The sequence below is a fragment of the Maribacter aurantiacus genome, assembly GCF_005780245.1.
GTDB lineage: Bacteria > Bacteroidota > Bacteroidia > Flavobacteriales > Flavobacteriaceae > Maribacter > Maribacter flavus.
Genome location: NZ_VBUK01000008.1, coordinates 80,725 through 98,386 on the forward strand (window position 1 = coordinate 80,725; position 17,662 = coordinate 98,386).

The window sequence follows — 17,662 nt, forward strand, 5'->3', positions numbered from 1 at the left end:
AGGGTTGCAGTTCTAATTAATTTTAGAACAACATGTCTGTAAGCTATTTCTAAAAAGCCATATCAAGGTATTAGTACATTGATATGGCTTTTGTTATTTAACAAAACTTCCCAATAGCCTGAAATATTAAGGCGCTAGCTCCAACTTTAGGCTGGATAAAATTGTATATTTGCACCGCTTGAATTAAAAAATATACGAATGTCCAAAATTTTCTATACCAAAACGGATGAGGCACCAGCCCTAGCAACGGCTTCGTTCCTACCTATTGTTAAAGCATTTACAAAGACTTCGGGAATTGAAATCGAGACCAAGGATATTTCCTTGGCAGGTAGAATTGCCGCCGTTTTTCCTGAATATTTGACCAAAGAGCAGCAAGTTCCCAATGATTTGGACGTGTTGGGAGAACTGGCAAAACAACCAGAAGCCAATATTATAAAACTACCGAACATTAGTGCTTCCATTCCGCAATTAAAGGAGGCCATCGCCGAACTACAATCGAAAGGATATAGATTACCGGATTACCCTGACGAACCAAAGACGGACGAAGAAAAGGAAATAAAGGCCAAATACGACAAAATAAAAGGAAGTGCGGTAAACCCTGTTTTAAGGGAAGGAAATTCTGATAGACGAGCTCCAAGGGCGGTAAAGAACTACGCCAAGAAAAACCCGCATTCCATGGGTGCATGGTCAGCGGATTCCAAGACGCACGTGGCTACGATGTCCCATGGTGATTTTAAATCGAACGAAAAATCATTGACCATTCCTGCCGCTACTTCGGCACAAATCGTTCTGAATACCACCGACGGTGACAAAATTGTACTAAAGGATAAAATAGCGCTTCAAACCGGCGAAATTATAGATGCTACGGTGATGAGCAAAAATGCACTTTTGGCATTTTTAAGGGAACAGGTCCAAGACGCAAAGGATAAGGGAATTTTGTTCTCCGTTCACTTAAAGGCCACTATGATGAAGGTTTCGGACCCGATCATCTTTGGGCATGTAGTAGAAACTGTCTTTAAACCGGTTTTTGATAAGAACGCGGCGACTTTTGAGAAAATAGGGGTTAACCCTAATGACGGATTAGAAGTACTTTTCAATAAGCTTGAAAAACTACCGGCCGATCAAAAATCGGCCATCGAAAGTGAAATCAATGACGTCCTAGAGGAAGGACCGTCACTTGCCATGGTAAATTCGGATAAAGGAATTACCAATTTGCATGTTCCCAGTGATATTATAATCGACGCATCTATGCCAGCGATGATCCGTAATTCCGGACAAATGTGGAACGCACAAGGTAAAGTCCAAGATACAAAAGCGGTGATACCTGATAGTAGCTATGCAGGAGTATACTCCGCCACGATAGATTTCTGCAAGGAACATGGAGCTTTTGATCCTACCACTATGGGTACCGTTCCTAATGTGGGCCTCATGGCGCAAAAGGCCGAAGAATATGGTTCTCATGACAAAACATTTGAAATTCCAAAAGCAGGAACGGTCCAGGTTATCGACCTAAATACCGAAGAAGCCTTATTAGAGCATTCCGTGGAAAAAGGCGATATATGGCGCATGTGCCAAGTGAAGGATGCACCTATCGAAGATTGGATCAAATTGGCGGTTTCCCGTGCCAGGGCCACCAATGTCCCCGCTATTTTTTGGTTGGATGCGAATAGGGCCCATGATAGCGAACTTATCAAAAAAGTAAAAAAATATCTCCCAGAGCAAGACACAGATGGTCTGGACATCCAAATCATGTCCCCTGAAGAGGCAACGAAATATACGCTAAAAAGAATCAAGGAAGGAAAGGACACTATTTCTGTTTCTGGGAACGTGCTTAGGGACTATTTAACGGACTTGTTCCCCATATTGGAAGTAGGCACAAGTGCCAAAATGTTGTCCATAGTACCTTTGATGAACGGCGGTGGACTTTTTGAGACCGGAGCCGGGGGATCTGCACCAAAGCATGTGGAGCAGTTCTTGGAAGAAGGACATCTTAGATGGGATTCTTTGGGCGAATTCCTAGCCCTTGGTGTATCCTTGGAATTTTATGGTGAAAAAAATAACAATCCAAAAGCCAAGGTGTTAGCCGATGCTTTGGACGCCGCCACGGAAAAGTTCCTATTGAACGATAAGTCCCCCTCACGAAAAGTAAAGGAATTGGATACTAGGGGCAGTCATTTTTATTTGGCTATGTACTGGGCAGAGGCTTTGGCGAATCAAAATGAGGATACCGAATTAAAGTCTATTTTTTCTACCATAAATTCGGAAATTAAGGGTAGTGAAAAACAGATTTTGAATGAGTTGATGAATGCACAGGGAAGTCCACAGGATGTTGGCGGTTATTACAAACCAAATCCCAATCTGGAATCCATAGCAATGCGACCCAGTGATACGTTAAATAGAATATTGGGTACCCTATAAATTGCTCAAATATTTACCACTAAAAAGCCTCTTTACTAGAGGCTTTTTAGTTTTTAATTTTAAAATATCGTTAACCTATTAATTGGTTAGGTATTTCTAGTTATTTTTGAAAAAAACTACTATGACCAAGCCGCTTTGGCTATTTCTATTTCTTTGTTCCTGCTTTTACACACCTGTTTTTGCCCAGGAAAAATATACACTAAGCGGTGTAATTACGGAGGAATCAAGCAACGAGACCCTAATTGGTGTTACAATAGCCTTTCCTAGCTTGGGAAGTGGCGTTACAACAAACGAATATGGCTTTTATTCCATTACGCTTCCCAAAGGCGACTATCAGGCGGTAGTAAGCTATTTGGGATTTAGGGATATTATCCAAACTATTTCTTTGGATAGGGATAAGAAAATTGACTTTCAACTAGCGGAAGAAGCGGAACAGCTACAGGAAGTAGTCGTCACGGAAAACGTGGAAAAATTGGATATTAGAAAACCCCAGATGAGTGTCAACACCCTTTCTGTGGGAACTATCAAAAAAATACCTGTAATCCTTGGTGAGGCCGATGTTATAAAGTCAATATTATTACTTCCTGGGGTCACAAATGCTGGTGAGGGGGCATCGGGGTTTAACGTGCGTGGTGGCTCGGTAGACCAAAATCTCATTCTATTGGACGAGGCCATCATCTTCAATTCCTCCCATTTATTCGGATTCTTTTCGGTATTCAATCCAGATGCCATTAAGGATATCAAACTATATAAAGGCGGTATTCCTGCCAGATATGGGGGAAGGGTTTCATCTGTTTTGGACATTTTTCAGAAGGAAGGCAACAGCAAGGAATTTAAAATGAACGGGGGCATTGGAGCCGTTGCGAGTAGATTACTTTTAGAGGGGCCGATTGCCAAGGACAAGGCTGCTTTTCTAATTGGCGGAAGGGCTTCCTATGCCCATTTGTTCCTTCCGTTATTCGATATTGACAATACCGCTTATTTTTATGATCTGAATACCAAGATCAATTATAAAATCAATGATAACAACAACATATTTCTATCCGGTTATTTTGGTAGGGATGTATTTGGTATAAACGATAGCTTTGTAAATACCTATGGAAATGCGGTTGGTAACTTTAGATGGAACCATCTTTTTTCGGATAAACTCTTCTCCAACCTCTCCTTGATTTATTCGGACTATTACTATGGATTAAAATTAGACTTTGTGGGCTTTAATTGGAACTCTGGCATCCGGAATTTCAATTTGAAATACGACCTAAAACACTACTTAAACGACAAATTACAGGTCAATTATGGCCTGAATAATATTTACTACCAATTCAATCCCGGTAAAATAGAACCCAGTAATGAGAATTCCGGGATCTTGGAAGAACAACTTATCCAAAAATATGCCAACGAACTTGCGGCCTATGTGGATGTGGAACATAGGTTGACGGACAATCTTAGTTTGGGCTATGGTCTCCGGTTCAGTTATTTTAATAGGCTTGGGCAGGATGAAATCAATGTCTATGCCAATGACAATCCTGTAAATTTTGACCCCCTCTTATTTATTTATCAGGAAGCGGATCCAATATCCGTTGCTACACCTGGCAGAAATGAAAGTTTGGCCCAATTTACCAATTGGGAACCCAGATTATCCTTATCCTATACTTTAAGCGAGGATAGTTCCATAAAAACGAGCTATACACGTTTGGCCCAATACCTGCACCTATTGTCCAACACGGCCTCCCCTACTCCCTTGGATGTCTGGACACCCAGCGGTCCATTTGTAAAACCGCAATTGTTGGACCAATATGCCTTGGGGTATTTCAAGAGCTTCAGTAATGACGATTATAGTTTGGAGACCGAAGTATTTTACAAGGACGTACAAAATAGAATTGATTATATTGATGGGGCGAATCTAATAGCGAATAATTCCATAGAGCAGGTAATATTAAACGGGGAAGCCAGGGCGTATGGTCTAGAGCTTTTGTTCCGCAAAAATGAAGGCAAATTCCAAGGGTGGTTGGCCTACACCTTATCCAAGTCAGAACAGCGGACACCGGGAAGGACCATAAACGGAACCAATACCTTGGAAACAGGAATAAATAATGGAAATTGGTACAACACTCCATTTGATAAGACCCACGATGTTTCTTTATTTGTGAGCTACGATTTGAATGAAAAATGGAGCTTTAACACCAATTTTGTCTACCAAACGGGACAACCTACAAATTACCCCGTAGGTCAGTTCGAGTTTCAAGGCCTAACAGTGCCTTACTACGGTCTTAGAAACGAGGAGCGTCTACCGGCTTACAACCGATTGGATGTTTCCGCAAGTCTTACCCCCAGAAAAAACAAAAACCGAAAAATGAAGGGAGAATGGGTATTCAGCATTTACAATGTATACAATCGGAGAAATGCTGCAGCCATTAATTTTAGAAGGAACGATGATACAGGAGCGAACGAAGCGGTACGGACTTCTATCTTTGGAATCGTTCCGGCGGTAACCTACAATTTTAAATTATAAGTGATGTATAGATTTATTTATTGCTTATTGGGCATAATACTTCTACAATCCTGTGAGGATGTTATAGAAGTCGATTTGCCAACAGAAACGTCACGTTTATCGGTAGATGCGGTTCTTAGAATGGACACATCGGAACCCATTACTACAGCTCAAATAAAATTGAACTTGACCAGCTCATTTTTTGAGGAGAACAATCCGCTATCCAATGCGGAGGTCCGTATACGCAACCTGGATTTTGTTTCCGATAATTCATTGGAAAGTAACGAAATCAACTTGGCGGAAGTTTCACCAGGAACTTATGAAGCAACAAGAAATACGACCTTTTTTACTTCAGGACAATTGGCATTATTTATCAATTTTAATAACGAACAATATTATGCCACTACGAGTTTTGTCCCTACATCACCCATAGAATCGGTTGTCCAGGGCGAAGAAACGCTGTTTACCGGTGACGAAACTGAAATTATAATAAGTTTTACGGATGATGGTACACGGGACGATTTTTATATTTTCGATTTCGGCTTCAACGAATTTTTAGTCACCGAGGATGAATTTTACCAGGGCCAGCGTTTTGAGTTTTCGTACTTCTACGAGGATATTGAACCCGGTCAGGAAATGACCATCAGCATCCTTGGCGCAGATGAATCCTTCTATAATTATATGAACCAAATTATTGTTCAGGCTGGCGGTGACCAGGGTCCATTTCAAACCCCGGCCGCAACCGTTCGAGGAAATATCTTTAATGTGACGGGTATAGCAAATCCCGAGGAATTGGAATCCATCGGGCAGAACAACGATTTCCCCTTAGGATACTTTGCTGTGGTCCAAGAGTTTAAGAGAACCATTGAAATAGAATGAAAACCGATAAGGAAATGCTTTTTAAAGGTATCAAGAAGTTGGCCTTTACGGTTTTGCTTATGTTTTTAGCGCCAATAGTCATTTGGCAGGCTTTTAAAAACGAAGGTCACCCTCTATACTGGCCCGTACTAGTCATTGGACTGATTTTGGCCATGTATGCCATTTATTCCGGTTTCAAAGGTATCCAAACAATAGTTGATGCGCTTTTTGGAGGTAAGGGAAGGTCGAAAGACTAATTGCTTGGGTTATTCTTCACGACGGGCTTTTTCCACTTATTATAAAGGGAACTGTAATCGTAATCCAAAACCGTTTCCTGCCGTTCCAATTGCCCAGCGGCAAAAGCCCTTTGTAGAATGTCCTCTATGAGATAATCCTCCTCCACTTCATCTGGGTGGAACTCTTCCTTTATACTGATCTTAAAAAGTTTGGCAGTCGTATTGTACCAAAAGGCCCTCCATCCGTTCCTAAGATCTTTGACTAGATCAAAGGCCGTGGTTCCCGTTTGTCTGTATATCAGCTTTACTAAAATTTGCCCCTCCGTTCTGGTGAGTTTTTTCAATTCCTCTGAAAATTCCTCTTCTATATACTTTTGAACTTTGCGGGTGTATTTCTTCCGTTTTCTGGTCTTTGTAATTTTGGTAAGGCTGTCGTTCAACTCCACCAGGCGTTCCGCTGCCAATTTCGCATACGGATACACTTTATGGGTCTTCTTTCGTAATATGTAATACCTGAGTTTATCATCGTACGAAGAAAACTGAAGCTTTCCAAAGACGTAGGCCTCCTGCAGGGCAATGGAACTTTGTACTATGGAGTCCCCCGCTAGGATGATCATTTTTTCAGAAAGGGAATCCAGCTCCTGTTCAGGAACCTGACCCGCCAAATGTAGTACGGAAGTTAGAAAAACAAATAATAGTAGCCTATTTTTAAACATAGCATAGTGCGTGCAAAAGCCCTGCCAAAATTAACGATAATTGCTACAGCATATTATTAAAAACAAGTGAATATTGCTAAGTTTGTAAGCAACATTAACAAGGTAAGGCTTGCCATAATTTGAACCGATACCGCAATTGGTCGTGTCAAGAACTTACTTTAAATAATCTCGATTATCCAGTTAAACTAAATATTCATGACGAACAAAAACATCATCAATAAAAAATCCCTTGATTTTTTTGAAAAATACCTGAACAACGCGTCCCCTACCGGTTATGAATGGGAAGGACAAAAGCTTTGGATGGACTATTTGAAACCTTGTGTTGACACCTTTATTACGGATACCTACGGAACCGCTGTGGGAGTTATTAATCCCGATGCGAAATATAAAGTGGTTATAGAAGGGCATTCCGATGAAATTTCATGGTATGTCAACTATATTACCGATAATGGCCTTCTCTATGTAATTCGAAATGGGGGTAGCGACCATCAAATTGCGCCCAGTAAATGGGTGAACATTCACACCAAAAACGGTATCGTAAAAGGAGTTTTTGGATGGCCGGCCATTCACACCCGGAAAAACGACAAGGAAGAACCACCAAAATTGGACAATATTTTTATCGATATAGGTGCCAAGGACAAGGCCGAAGTCGAAAAAATGGGCGTCCATGTAGGTTGTGTCATCACCTATCCAGATACATTCCAGGTATTAAACGGCGATAAATATGTCTGTAGGGCGATAGACAACAGGGCCGGTGGATTTATAGTTGCCGAGGTTGCCAGACTTTTACATGAAAACAAAAAGAAACTTCCGTTCGGACTCTATATCACCAATTCCGTCCAGGAGGAAATAGGGCTTCGTGGTGCAGAGATGATAACACAGACCATAAAACCAAACGTTGCGATCGTCACAGATGTTTGCCATGATACTACCACCCCTATGATCGAGAAAAAGACACAGGGACATACAGAAATTGGTGCAGGCCCCGTAATTTCCTACGCTCCTGCGGTTCAAAATAAACTTAGGGAACGTATTATTGAAACGGCCGAAGCCAAAAAAATACCTTTCCAACGCTTGGCTGCTTCCCGGATGACAGGAACGGATACGGATGCCTTCGCCTATAGTAACGGAGGTGTGGCTTCCGCATTGATTTCATTGCCTTTGCGCTATATGCATACCACTGTGGAAATGGTGCATAAGGATGACGTGGAAAATGTCATTCGATTGATTTACGAAACACTATTGAATATTAAGGAAGGGGAAACCTTTAGCTATTTTGATTAAGCCCCTCCTAAAGAGGCTGTCTAAAAAGTAATTTCTTCTGTCAATTCGAGCGAAGTCGAGAATTATAACTTATTGGTTATTAATGCATCTCGACTGCGCTCGATGTGACATATGAATGAAATTGCGACTTTTTAGACAGCCTCCTTAAAGTGCAGCAGTAAATACACCTAGGCGGACACAAGAATCAAGACCTGTCAGGTTTTAAAAACCTGACAGGTCTATTTTCCATTTTTCGATGACTTCCTTACTATGGACGAATTAATAGACATTTTGGATGCGGACGGAAATCCTACCGGACAATCGTGCATGAAATCGGAAGCGCACCGGTATGGACTTTTTCATCCTACCGTTCATATTTGGTTTTATACTTCCGACGGTGAGGTACTACTTCAACAAAGAGGTAAGGATAAAGATACCCACCCCCTACTTTGGGATGTTTCCGTAGCCGGACACGTTGGGGCCGGTGAAGATTTGGAGAAATCGGCGGTTCGGGAGGTAGCCGAGGAAATTGGTCTAATAATAAGGCCTTCTGATTTACAAAAGATTGGAGTGTTCAAATCGGTTCAGAAACATTCAGTACGTCTTATCGACTGTGAATTCCATCATACCTTTATGTGCGAATTGAAGGAACCGATTGAAAACCTAAAAAAGCAGGAAAGCGAAGTGGAAGCTTTGGACAGTATACCCATTTCCCAATTCAAAAAGGAGGTTCTGGATACGATGTCGGACAAATACGTTCCACACAAAAAAGAATATTACGAAACGATTCTAAAGGCACTGAAAAGCAAACTTATAGGGAATCGATAAACTGCTGCGTGTCCGCAAGAGAATATGTTTTTTGCTCTCCGTTTTGCATGTTCTTCACCACGAAAGAACTATTGTTCAATTCCTCCTCACCCAAAAGAATTACATAAGGTACATTCCGATTGTTGGCATATTTGAACTGCTTGTTCAGTTTTGCATCGGAGGGGTATATATCGGCCTTAATTCCATGCTTTCGTAAGACCGTGGTAAGCTTCAAGGCAGCCAAACCTTCCTTGGTCCCAAAATTCAAACATAGCACTTCTAAGGAACGATCTATGGCTTCGGGAAACAGATTCAATTCCTCCAAAACAAGGTAAATTCGGTCTAAACCAAAAGAAATTCCCACACCGCTAACATCCTTTAATCCAAAGATTCCCGTTAAATCATCATAACGACCGCCGCCGCCAATGGATCCCATGGAGACACCCTTAGGAGCAGCTACTTCAAAAATGGCGCCCGTATAATAATTTAGTCCACGGGCCAAAGTAACGTCAATGACCAATTTGGCTGACTGCATACCCAAACTGACAATGGTTTCCATAATAAACCGAAGTTCATCCACGCCTTTTTTCCCTTCTTTGGAGTTTTCCAATAAGGCATCCAAGGCATCCAACTGATCGGTATTACTGCCTTTTAAGTTGAACAAGGGTGCGGCCTTTTCAATCGCGGATTCCGAAATTCCTTTGGACAACATTTCTTTCTTAACACCGTCCTCCCCTATCTTATCCAATTTATCCAAGGCTACGGTAAAATCTATCAATAAATCCTTGGCACCTATGACTTCGGCAATACCGGCAAGAATTTTACGATTGTTCAATTTAATGGTAACGCCGTCCAACTTCAATTCCGTAAAAACGGTATCGTACAACTGAATAAGTTCCACTTCCTGCAACAAAGAATCCGAGCCAACTACATCCGCATCACATTGATAGAATTCCCTGAACCTCCCTTTTTGTGGCCTATCCGCACGCCATACAGGCTGTATCTGATAGCGTTTAAAAGGAAAATCCAGTTCATTTTGGTGCATGACTACGTATCGGGCAAAAGGTACGGTTAAATCATAGCGTAAGGCCTTTTCAGAAATACTTGAAGTTATTTTATTAGAATCCTTTAAACTGTATAATTCGTCATTGACCTTGTTCAAAAAGTCTCCCGAATTCAAAATCTTAAAAATGAGTCGATCGCCCTCATCCCCATATTTACCCATCAAGGTTTCGGAATTTTCAAAGGACGGAGTTTCAATAGGCTGAAAACCAAAGGTTTGAAAATGCCTTTTGACTACATCAAAAATATAGTTTCGCTTTACAACTTCGGAGGGTGTAAAATCGCGGGTACCTTTGGGTATGGAAGGTTTTTGTGCCATGGATATTTTATGAGTTGCAAATATAAGTCTCCCCATAATCCCTTCCAAAGAAGAGGAAGTACTAACCGAGAAACTTATTCTCCCCCATTGGAGGAGTTAGAGGGGGCTTATGGGGCTTCTATAACGTTATCGAACCACTGGTACAATTCCCCTTTGGTGATGACCGCACCTTGTTTGATCAATTCAAACTTATCTTGATTTGGGTCGTCCGTATACGCTTTGGAGGCCGTCATATAATCTACGAAATCCGATTGCCAGTTTTTTCGGAACCAATCAAAACCTACCTTGGTCGTCAAATCGATTTCCGGATTCATGATTTTTACGGCGATTAGTTTCATTTCTTTATCGGTCAGGTGAAAAAGGTGCATTTGTCGCGCCGATATATTCTCCAAATAAGTTACTTTGGACAAAACCCCTTCCCAAACCAAATCGCTGAAAACATCCAACTCCTCTTCCGCCACTTGTGGCTTGTGTTTCTTGATTTCATCCCACTCGGCCTTATCGATGGACTGTGTAGCCAAAAAATTGATGAACTCTGGATGAAGTTCTTCCAATTGTTCCTTCGTAAGTCTCGCGTAATTCATGTGGTTCTTTGAATGGATAAAATAAATAAGCCCTCCAGTTTCCTGAAAGGCTTATCGTATTATTTACAATCAGATTAATTCTGCTCTGCTACTACCTCAAAAGGGAAATCTACAACTACCTCCCTGTGAAGTCTAATCTGGGCATTGTAAGGACCGGTTCTTTTCACGGAACCACCTTGAATACTAATAAACTTCTTGTCGATAGTGTGACCTTCCTTTTCGATTGCCTCGGCCAAATCGCCATTGGTAACGGAACCGAACAATTTGTCCCCTGCGCCAGCTTTGGCAGTAATTTTCAATTCCAAGGCCTTTAGGGCTTCAGCTGTCTTTTTAGCGGCATCCACAACTTTCTTTTCTTTGTGGGCCCTTTGTTTTAAAGTTTCGGCCAATACTTTTTTAGCCGAAGGTGTTGCCATGGTCGCCAAGCCTTGTGGAATAAGGTAGTTTCTACCGTATCCATTCTTTACGCTCACCAAGTCATCTTTAAAACCTAAATTCTCTACGTCTTCCTTTAATATAAGCTCCATGATTCTTTTCTTTTATTTTAATAAATCACCAACATATGGCATTAACGCCAAATGACGAGCTCTTTTTACCGCTTGGGCCACTTTTCTTTGATACTTCAAGGAAGTACCTGTAAGCCTTCTAGGTAACAACTTACCTTGCTCGTTTACCAATTTCATCAAAAAGTCCGCATCCTTATAATCCACATATTTAATGCCTGATTTTTTAAACCTACAGTACTTCTTTTTGGTATTGGTCTCAATATTTAATGGGGTAAGGTATCTGATTTCCCCATCTTTTTTACCTTTTGCCTGTTGTTGTAATGTTGCCATAGTCCTTACGCTTTAGCGGTTTTGTTTCTTGCTCTTCTTTTTTCTGCCCACGCGATGGCATGTTTGTCCAATTTAACGGTCAAAAAGCGCATAACGCGTTCATCTCTCCTAAACTCCTGCTCGTAAGGCATTACTACCTCGCCTGTGCTGGTAAATTCGAACAAGTGGTAAAAACCACTTTTTTTGTTTTGAATCGGGTACGCCAATTTCTTTAGGCCCCAATTCTCCTTGGCCACCATTTTGGCGCCATTGTTAATTAAGAAATCCTCAAATTTCTTAACTGTTTCCTCTATCTGAACATCAGATAGAACGGGATTCAAAATGAAAACAGTTTCGTAATGGTTCATATTATATTTATTTAAAAGGAGTGCAAAAATAGATACTTTTTTTCAATAATTATAAGAAATGAAGAAATTCTTCGTTATAGCTAGGAGGAAAAATTTAAAATGTATAAACCAAATCTTAATAATCTATGATCATTGCCATCTATACAATAAGAAAAGCATTGTTTACATCTTTTGTTGCAGTTGACCGTGTTTTTTCGGTAATTTGTCGATGATTTAACCCCACAAATCAGCCCTTATGAAGTTAAGAAGTATTATCGTTGACGATTCGTCCATGCAGCGTATGGCGGTCGCCAAGTTGGTAAACAACCACCCAAACCTAGCTATGGTGGCAGAGTACAGCAACGCCATCGAAGCAAAGAACGGCATCAAGAACAATGAAATCGATTTAATCTTTTTGGATGTTGAAATGCCCATCATTACAGGATTCGACCTACTTGAATCCTTGGACAATAGTCCCCAAGTAATCTTGATCACCGGCAAACCGGATTATGCCCTAAAGGCTTTCGATTATGACGTAACAGACTACCTTCACAAACCCATTACCATGGCACGTTTTGATGCTTCCGTAAAAAGAGCGGTAGCCAAATATGAGCAAATGCACAGGGTGAACGAAGACGAAGAGCATATTTTCGTAAAAAGTAACTTAAAGAAAAGAAAGGTTATCCTGAACGATATCAAATGGATAGAGGCTTTGGGAGACTACATCAAATTGGTCACCGATGAAGCCAACATCGTAATTTTATCAACAATGAAATCTTTCGAAAAGCAATTGCCGGAAGATAAATTCCTTAGAATTCACAAATCCTATATTGTGAACTTGGAAAAAGTTGAGAAGTTCAACAGCAAAAATGTAGAGGTGAGCGGCCGCTCCATTCCTTTGAGTAGGAACAAGAAAACGGAATTGGCCGAAGCCCTGAGCAATGTATAATAATTGCTTATGAAAAAAGAATACACTGAAAACCGCCTTTTGGGCGGTTTTTTATTTTTTAAATGTGGTCCACATTATAGATGACCCTTACACTTCTAAACTTACTTACAGAATTAAAGGACTTTTCAATTCTCTTGATATTCTTCTTGGTTCTTCCCAGGGATTCATTTTTCCCTATTTTCACCAAAACATGCTTTAAATATTGATTCCGAATTCTAGAAATGGGCGGAAACTCAGGTCCTAAAACCGTACCTCCAAAATTTGTTCGCAAAGCCCCACTGAACCATTCAGATGCTTCGTTGAGGGTATTGTAATTCTTATGTTTAAAGGTAATTTTTATAATTCTGTTTACTGGCGGATATTTATACTGTTCCCTTTCGTATATCTGTTCTTGAAACATGGTTTCATAGTCCCCTGTGGTTACCTGTTTTAAAATCTGATGGTACGGGTTGTAGCTCTGGATGATGACCTTTCCCCTTTTCTGCGTACGCCCTGCCCTACCTGCAACCTGGGTCAGCATTTGAAAGGTACGCTCATGGGCGCGGTAATCCGGAAAATTTAGGAGCGAATCAGCATTCATGACCCCTACCAAACTTACGTTCCTAAAATCCAGTCCTTTTGTAAGCATCTGCGTACCTACCAAAATATCCAATTCCTGTTGTTCAAAGGACGTGATGATCTTTTCATAGGCATGTTTGCCTCGGGTGGTGTCCAAATCCATGCGACCTACCTTGGCGGCGGGAAATAGTTTTTTGACCTCCTCCTCTACCTGTTCCGTACCGAATCCCTTGGTATCCAATTCCGGACTACCACAGGCGGCGCAGCTCTCTGGTAATGCAGTGTGAAAACCACAATAGTGACATCGCAACTGATTTTTATATTGATGATAGGTCAAGGTAACGTCGCAATTGGAACATTGTGGCGTATGACCACAGGTAAGGCACTCCAAAACCGGGGCAAACCCACGCCGATTCTGAAAAAGTATGATTTGCTCACCATTGCCCAGACTTTCCTCGATCTCCTGTAACAACCTTTCGGAAAAGTGTCCTTTTACCCGTTTTTTACGTAGGGCTTCCTTATAATCCACCAATTCCATATCTGGCATGAGTACATTGCCAAAACGCCTATTTATTTCTGCATAGCCATATTTTCCATGCTTGGCATTGAAATAGCTTTCTATACTGGGCGTGGCGGAACCCAAAAGAATATTGGCCCCATGGAGGTTTGCAAGGACTATGGCCGCGTCCCTGGCATGATACCGCGGTGCTGGGTCGAACTGCTTAAAGGAACCTTCGTGTTCCTCGTCTACGATAATCAGTCCCAAATTATCGAATGGCAAAAACAGGGAAGACCTGGCACCAATGACGATCTGGGCCTTTTCAGCACCTTTCAAAACATTGTTCCAAACCTCCACCCGTTCCTGGATGTTGTATTTGGAATGAAACACGGAAATGCGTTCGCCAAAATAATCCTGCAACCGGGATATCAATTGAGTGGTCAAGGCGATTTCAGGAAGTAGGTAGAGAATCTGCTTTCCCTTTTCCAGAAAATCACTGATCAACTGAACGTACACCTCTGTCTTGCCCGATGATGTAACTCCTTTTAAAAGGGTCACCTTATCTTCCTTGAATGCTTTTTTTATGTCGGCTAGGGCATTTAATTGATGTTCGTTCAAGGTTTTAATTTCAGAATTTTCAGCGCCATCATACGTAACACGGTCTTTCCGAATAAAATACTCCTCCAAGATTCCTTTCTCGACCAACGAACTTATGACCGCTTTTGAGGCCTTGCTGTATTTTTCCAAATCCGATACCGATATCGGTTTCTTGCTACCACTCTGCAATTGAAATAAAGCCAGAACCACCTGACTTTGCTTGGGTGCCCGGGAGAGCGTTTCCAACAGTGATTCCAAGGCTTCATCTGAAAGATATTCCTTTCCCAACTTGACATACTTTACCAATTTGGGTTTGTATTGCTCGTAGACCTCTTCCTTCAGGTAAATAATATTCTTTTCAAGGAGTCGGTTTAAAACGGGCAGTACATTTTTTCGGTCCACAATTATGGAAACCTCATGGACCTTCAAACTGGATTGATGCTGTAGGGCCTCAAAGACCAAAAACTCGTCGTCCTGTAATTGGGATTCATCCACATTGGCTTCATCATTTCGTAAAATCAGGGTTTCACTTTCCAATAAAAAAGCCGATGGCAGGGCACTGCGCATCATCTCCCCCATGGTGCACATATAGTAATTGGCTATCCATTCCCAGTGCTTTAGCTGAACGGGGTTCACCAAAGGGACGTCATCCAAAATCTGGTCTATTTCCTTGGCCTCATACACCACAGGTGGCGTATTATGTACCTCAAGAACCAGGGCCGTATATATTTTTGATTTCCCAAAGGGGACGGATACGCGCATACCTGGTAGCAAAAATGACGCTTCCGCCGGAGTGATGCTGTACGTGAAATGACGCTTCAGGGGTATGGGCAAAACTACGTTGACAAAGTACTCCATAAGATCTATGCTCCCACCCTGATCCATGTTTGGGTTCTGAAAAGAAAGGCCAAATAACCACGGACTTTCAATTCATCCTTATTATCGGGGTTTAACCAGATCTTAAATCGGAAGGTCATGGCCTGTTCAGGGTCAAAAAGGTGTTTACCCTTCCATTCGCCGTCGTCTGTTTTTTCTCCGCCCTTTATAATCTCCATACCCACTATGGGTTCATCTTTCAATTCCCCTTCACATTTGATACAGACTGCACCTTCCTTACCTTCTTCCAGGATTTTTTCAACGTAGCCATATAGTTGACCGTCCTTCTGGACAATATTGATAATACCTTTGGGTTTTCCCGTTCTATCGTCAATGGTCTTCCATCTGCCAAAAACCGACTGGGCCGCCAGACAGTTTATTCCGATTAAAAAAAATAAGGATACAAAGACTACTTTATTGTTTATCATTCTTGTCTACTGATTTTACGTAAGGAATTTAAGGAAGCGTTCAATTCGAAACCAAGGAGCAATATATTGGAATTCAACCAAATGTAGACCATCAATATCAATAATCCCCCCAAAGCACCATACAGTTCGTTGTATCGGGCAAATTTCTCCACATAAATACCGAACAAATAAGATGTCAATAAAAACAAAATCGTGGTAACCAATGCCCCGATTGAAAAAAAACGGGCCTGTTTCCCTTCCTTGGTCCCAAAATAATAAAGAATCGCCGTAGTAAAATAGGACAGTACTATAAAAAAGAGGATTTTAGCTATCTGGACACCAATAATCTCATCTTCGTCCAAAACGTATCCTCCCTGCCTAGCGGCGAATTCGGTCAAATAGCCCAGTACATAAAACTCAAAATATATATAGGCCACAAAACCGACTATAATCAGTATTGCCAAAATAAGTCCTACCATTAGGGCATAAAGGTACTGCCTGAAAAAGTTGCGTTTCAGCTCTATATGGTAACTTGTTTCAAACCCTCCAAAGATGGAATTCACGCCGTTCGCAACCAAGAAAATGGAAAGCAAAAAAGCCGATGAAAGCAAGCCTCCCCGCTTCTGATCTTTTATTTGCCCGAAAATATCCCCAAAGTAATCCCCCGTGGCATTCGGTAAAAAGGATTCCAAAAAAAGTTGGAACTGTAATTCAAAATTTTCGTTCTGAATGCTGATATAATCCAGAAAGAAAGGTACCAGGGTAACCATAAAAATCAAAAGTGGAAACAATGCCATAAAAAGACTAAAGGAGATGGCGCTCGCACGTGAGGACAAGGCCCCCTGCACGATTCCATTGATATACATTTCCATTAAATCATAAAGGGATAGACCCTCAAGTCCGGGTAATTTGATTGTCTTGAGCAACCGTACTACCTTATTGAGTATGGGAATTTTATCCAGTTTTTCTTCGACCTCTGCGGACATCTACACGGCTTTTAAACTTAAGTCCATGTTATGGACGGAGTGCGTCAAAGCCCCAGAGGATATGTAATCCACACCGCATTCCGCATAATGCCGAATGGTTTCCTCGGTGATACCTCCCGATGATTCGGTAAGACAGGTGTCCCCAATAAGCCGAACGGCTTCACGTGTATCCTCGTAATTAAAATTGTCGATCAGGATGCGGTACACGCCATCGGACTTTAAAATTTCCTTTATCTCATCCAAATCCCTTGCTTCGACGATTATTTTCAGATCCCTGACCGTTTCCTTCAAATAGGACTTGGTCTTTTCGATTGCCTTGGTTATTCCGCCCGCAAAATCGATATGGTTGTCCTTGAGCATGATCATGTCATACAAAGCAAAGCGATGATTTTCTCCCCCGCCTATCTTAACCGCCCACTTCTCCAAGGCCCTGATTCCCGGCGTTGTCTTTCGGGTATCCAGGATTTTTGTGCCGGTCCCATCCAATAAATCCACGAAAGTTTTGGTTTTGGTTGCGATGGCACTCATCCGCTGCATGGCGTTAAGCACCAGTCTTTCGGCCAATAGAATACTTCTGGAACTTCCAGAGACATAAAAAGCGATATCCCCATATTTCACCTTGGAACCATCTTCCAACACGGTTTCAAAAACCATGTCCTTGTCCACGTATTCAAAGACCATTTTTGCGAACTCGATCCCAGCGATGATTCCCTCGTCCTTTACCAATAATTTTGCCCTTCCCTTTGCATCCGGCGGGATACATGCCAAGGAGCTATGGTCGCCGTCACCTACATCTTCCCTGATTGCATTGGCAATTATTCCTTCCAATTCCTTTTCGAACTGCTCTTGTGAAATCATAAACTATTATTGCTTC

Annotated in this window: 17 protein-coding genes; 7 read left to right on the plus strand and 10 right to left on the minus strand. The window is 41.5% G+C overall.

Going from position 1 to position 17,662, the window contains the following annotated elements; all coding sequences use genetic code 11:
• The first annotated feature begins 198 nt into the window (after window positions 1-198).
• From FEK29_RS13190 to FEK29_RS13205, 4 genes are all read left to right on the plus strand, one after another.
• The gene (locus FEK29_RS13190) at window positions 199-2,418 is read left to right on the plus strand and encodes an NADP-dependent isocitrate dehydrogenase (protein WP_138258913.1); all 2,220 of its coding nucleotides are present in this window, start codon (window positions 199-201) and stop codon (window positions 2,416-2,418) included.
• 121 nt (window positions 2,419-2,539) lie between these two features.
• Entirely contained in the window at window positions 2,540-4,930 is a 2,391-nt protein-coding gene (locus FEK29_RS13195) for a TonB-dependent receptor (protein ID WP_138258914.1), read from the plus strand.
• 3 nt (window positions 4,931-4,933) lie between these two features.
• Window positions 4,934-5,788 carry a DUF4249 domain-containing protein gene (locus FEK29_RS13200; RefSeq protein WP_138258915.1) on the plus strand — a complete coding sequence of 285 codons (855 nt, stop codon included), beginning with the start codon at window positions 4,934-4,936 and terminating at the stop codon, window positions 5,786-5,788.
• The gene (locus FEK29_RS13205) at window positions 5,785-6,024 is read left to right on the plus strand and encodes a DUF6095 family protein (RefSeq protein ID WP_138258916.1); all 240 of its coding nucleotides are present in this window, start codon (window positions 5,785-5,787) and stop codon (window positions 6,022-6,024) included. The genes FEK29_RS13200 and FEK29_RS13205 overlap by 4 nt, the downstream gene beginning before the upstream one ends.
• Here the strand turns inward: FEK29_RS13205 and FEK29_RS13210 are convergent.
• A complete protein-coding gene (locus FEK29_RS13210) occupies window positions 6,021-6,719 on the minus strand; it encodes a DUF4294 domain-containing protein (protein ID WP_138258917.1) in 699 nt (232 codons plus the stop codon). The genes FEK29_RS13205 and FEK29_RS13210 overlap by 4 nt on opposite strands.
• 195 nt (window positions 6,720-6,914) lie before the next feature.
• Between FEK29_RS13210 and FEK29_RS13215 the strand changes: the two genes are divergently transcribed.
• Together FEK29_RS13215 and FEK29_RS13220 are read left to right on the plus strand one after the other, a co-directional pair.
• Window positions 6,915-8,003 carry a M42 family metallopeptidase gene (locus FEK29_RS13215; RefSeq protein WP_138258918.1) on the plus strand — a complete coding sequence of 363 codons (1,089 nt, stop codon included), beginning with the start codon at window positions 6,915-6,917 and terminating at the stop codon, window positions 8,001-8,003.
• Window positions 8,004-8,252: 249 nt separating this feature from the next.
• Window positions 8,253-8,810 carry an NUDIX hydrolase gene (locus FEK29_RS13220; RefSeq protein ID WP_138258919.1) on the plus strand — a complete coding sequence of 186 codons (558 nt, stop codon included), beginning with the start codon at window positions 8,253-8,255 and terminating at the stop codon, window positions 8,808-8,810.
• On the opposite strand, the gene hisS is transcribed toward FEK29_RS13220, so the two are convergent.
• The 5 genes from hisS to rpsF all read right to left on the minus strand — a co-directional run bounded on the left by hisS (window position 8,794) and on the right by rpsF (window position 11,937).
• Window positions 8,794-10,170, minus strand: coding sequence for a histidine--tRNA ligase (gene hisS, locus FEK29_RS13225; protein WP_138258920.1), 1,377 nt, complete (start codon window positions 10,168-10,170; stop codon window positions 8,794-8,796). The genes FEK29_RS13220 and hisS overlap by 17 nt on opposite strands.
• 107 nt (window positions 10,171-10,277) lie before the next feature.
• Window positions 10,278-10,754 (minus strand): DUF6495 family protein, encoded by a 477-nt coding sequence (locus tag FEK29_RS13230; RefSeq protein WP_138258921.1) that lies wholly within the window; start codon window positions 10,752-10,754, stop codon window positions 10,278-10,280.
• Window positions 10,755-10,828: 74 nt separating this feature from the next.
• Window positions 10,829-11,281, minus strand: coding sequence for a 50S ribosomal protein L9 (rplI, locus tag FEK29_RS13235; protein WP_138258922.1), 453 nt, complete (start codon window positions 11,279-11,281; stop codon window positions 10,829-10,831).
• Between the two features lie 12 nt (window positions 11,282-11,293).
• Complete coding sequence (gene rpsR, locus FEK29_RS13240; RefSeq protein WP_138258923.1) at window positions 11,294-11,590, minus strand: 30S ribosomal protein S18; 297 nt, start codon at window positions 11,588-11,590, stop codon at window positions 11,294-11,296.
• A gap of 5 nt (window positions 11,591-11,595) precedes the next feature.
• Entirely contained in the window at window positions 11,596-11,937 is a 342-nt protein-coding gene (gene rpsF / locus FEK29_RS13245; protein WP_094999303.1) for a 30S ribosomal protein S6, read from the minus strand.
• Window positions 11,938-12,172: 235 nt separating this feature from the next.
• On the opposite strand from rpsF, the gene FEK29_RS13250 reads away from it, so the two are divergent.
• A complete protein-coding gene (locus FEK29_RS13250; RefSeq protein WP_099546514.1) occupies window positions 12,173-12,865 on the plus strand; it encodes a LytR/AlgR family response regulator transcription factor in 693 nt (230 codons plus the stop codon).
• A 58-nt stretch (window positions 12,866-12,923) separates the two neighbouring features.
• On the opposite strand, the gene priA is transcribed toward FEK29_RS13250, so the two are convergent.
• The 4 genes from priA to nadC are packed head-to-tail and all read right to left on the minus strand — an operon-like array spanning window position 12,924 to window position 17,646.
• Window positions 12,924-15,377, minus strand: a complete 2,454-nt coding sequence (gene priA / locus FEK29_RS13255; RefSeq protein WP_138259006.1) for a replication restart helicase PriA — start codon at window positions 15,375-15,377, stop codon at window positions 12,924-12,926.
• A 5-nt stretch (window positions 15,378-15,382) separates the two neighbouring features.
• Complete coding sequence (locus tag FEK29_RS13260; protein WP_138258924.1) at window positions 15,383-15,823, minus strand: DUF2147 domain-containing protein; 441 nt, start codon at window positions 15,821-15,823, stop codon at window positions 15,383-15,385.
• Window positions 15,820-16,788 (minus strand): YihY/virulence factor BrkB family protein, encoded by a 969-nt coding sequence (locus tag FEK29_RS13265; RefSeq protein WP_138258925.1) that lies wholly within the window; start codon window positions 16,786-16,788, stop codon window positions 15,820-15,822. Before FEK29_RS13265 ends, FEK29_RS13260 begins: the two co-directional genes overlap by 4 nt.
• Window positions 16,789-17,646, minus strand: coding sequence for a carboxylating nicotinate-nucleotide diphosphorylase (gene nadC, locus FEK29_RS13270; protein WP_138258926.1), 858 nt, complete (start codon window positions 17,644-17,646; stop codon window positions 16,789-16,791).
• Between the last annotated feature and the right edge of the window lie 16 nt (window positions 17,647-17,662).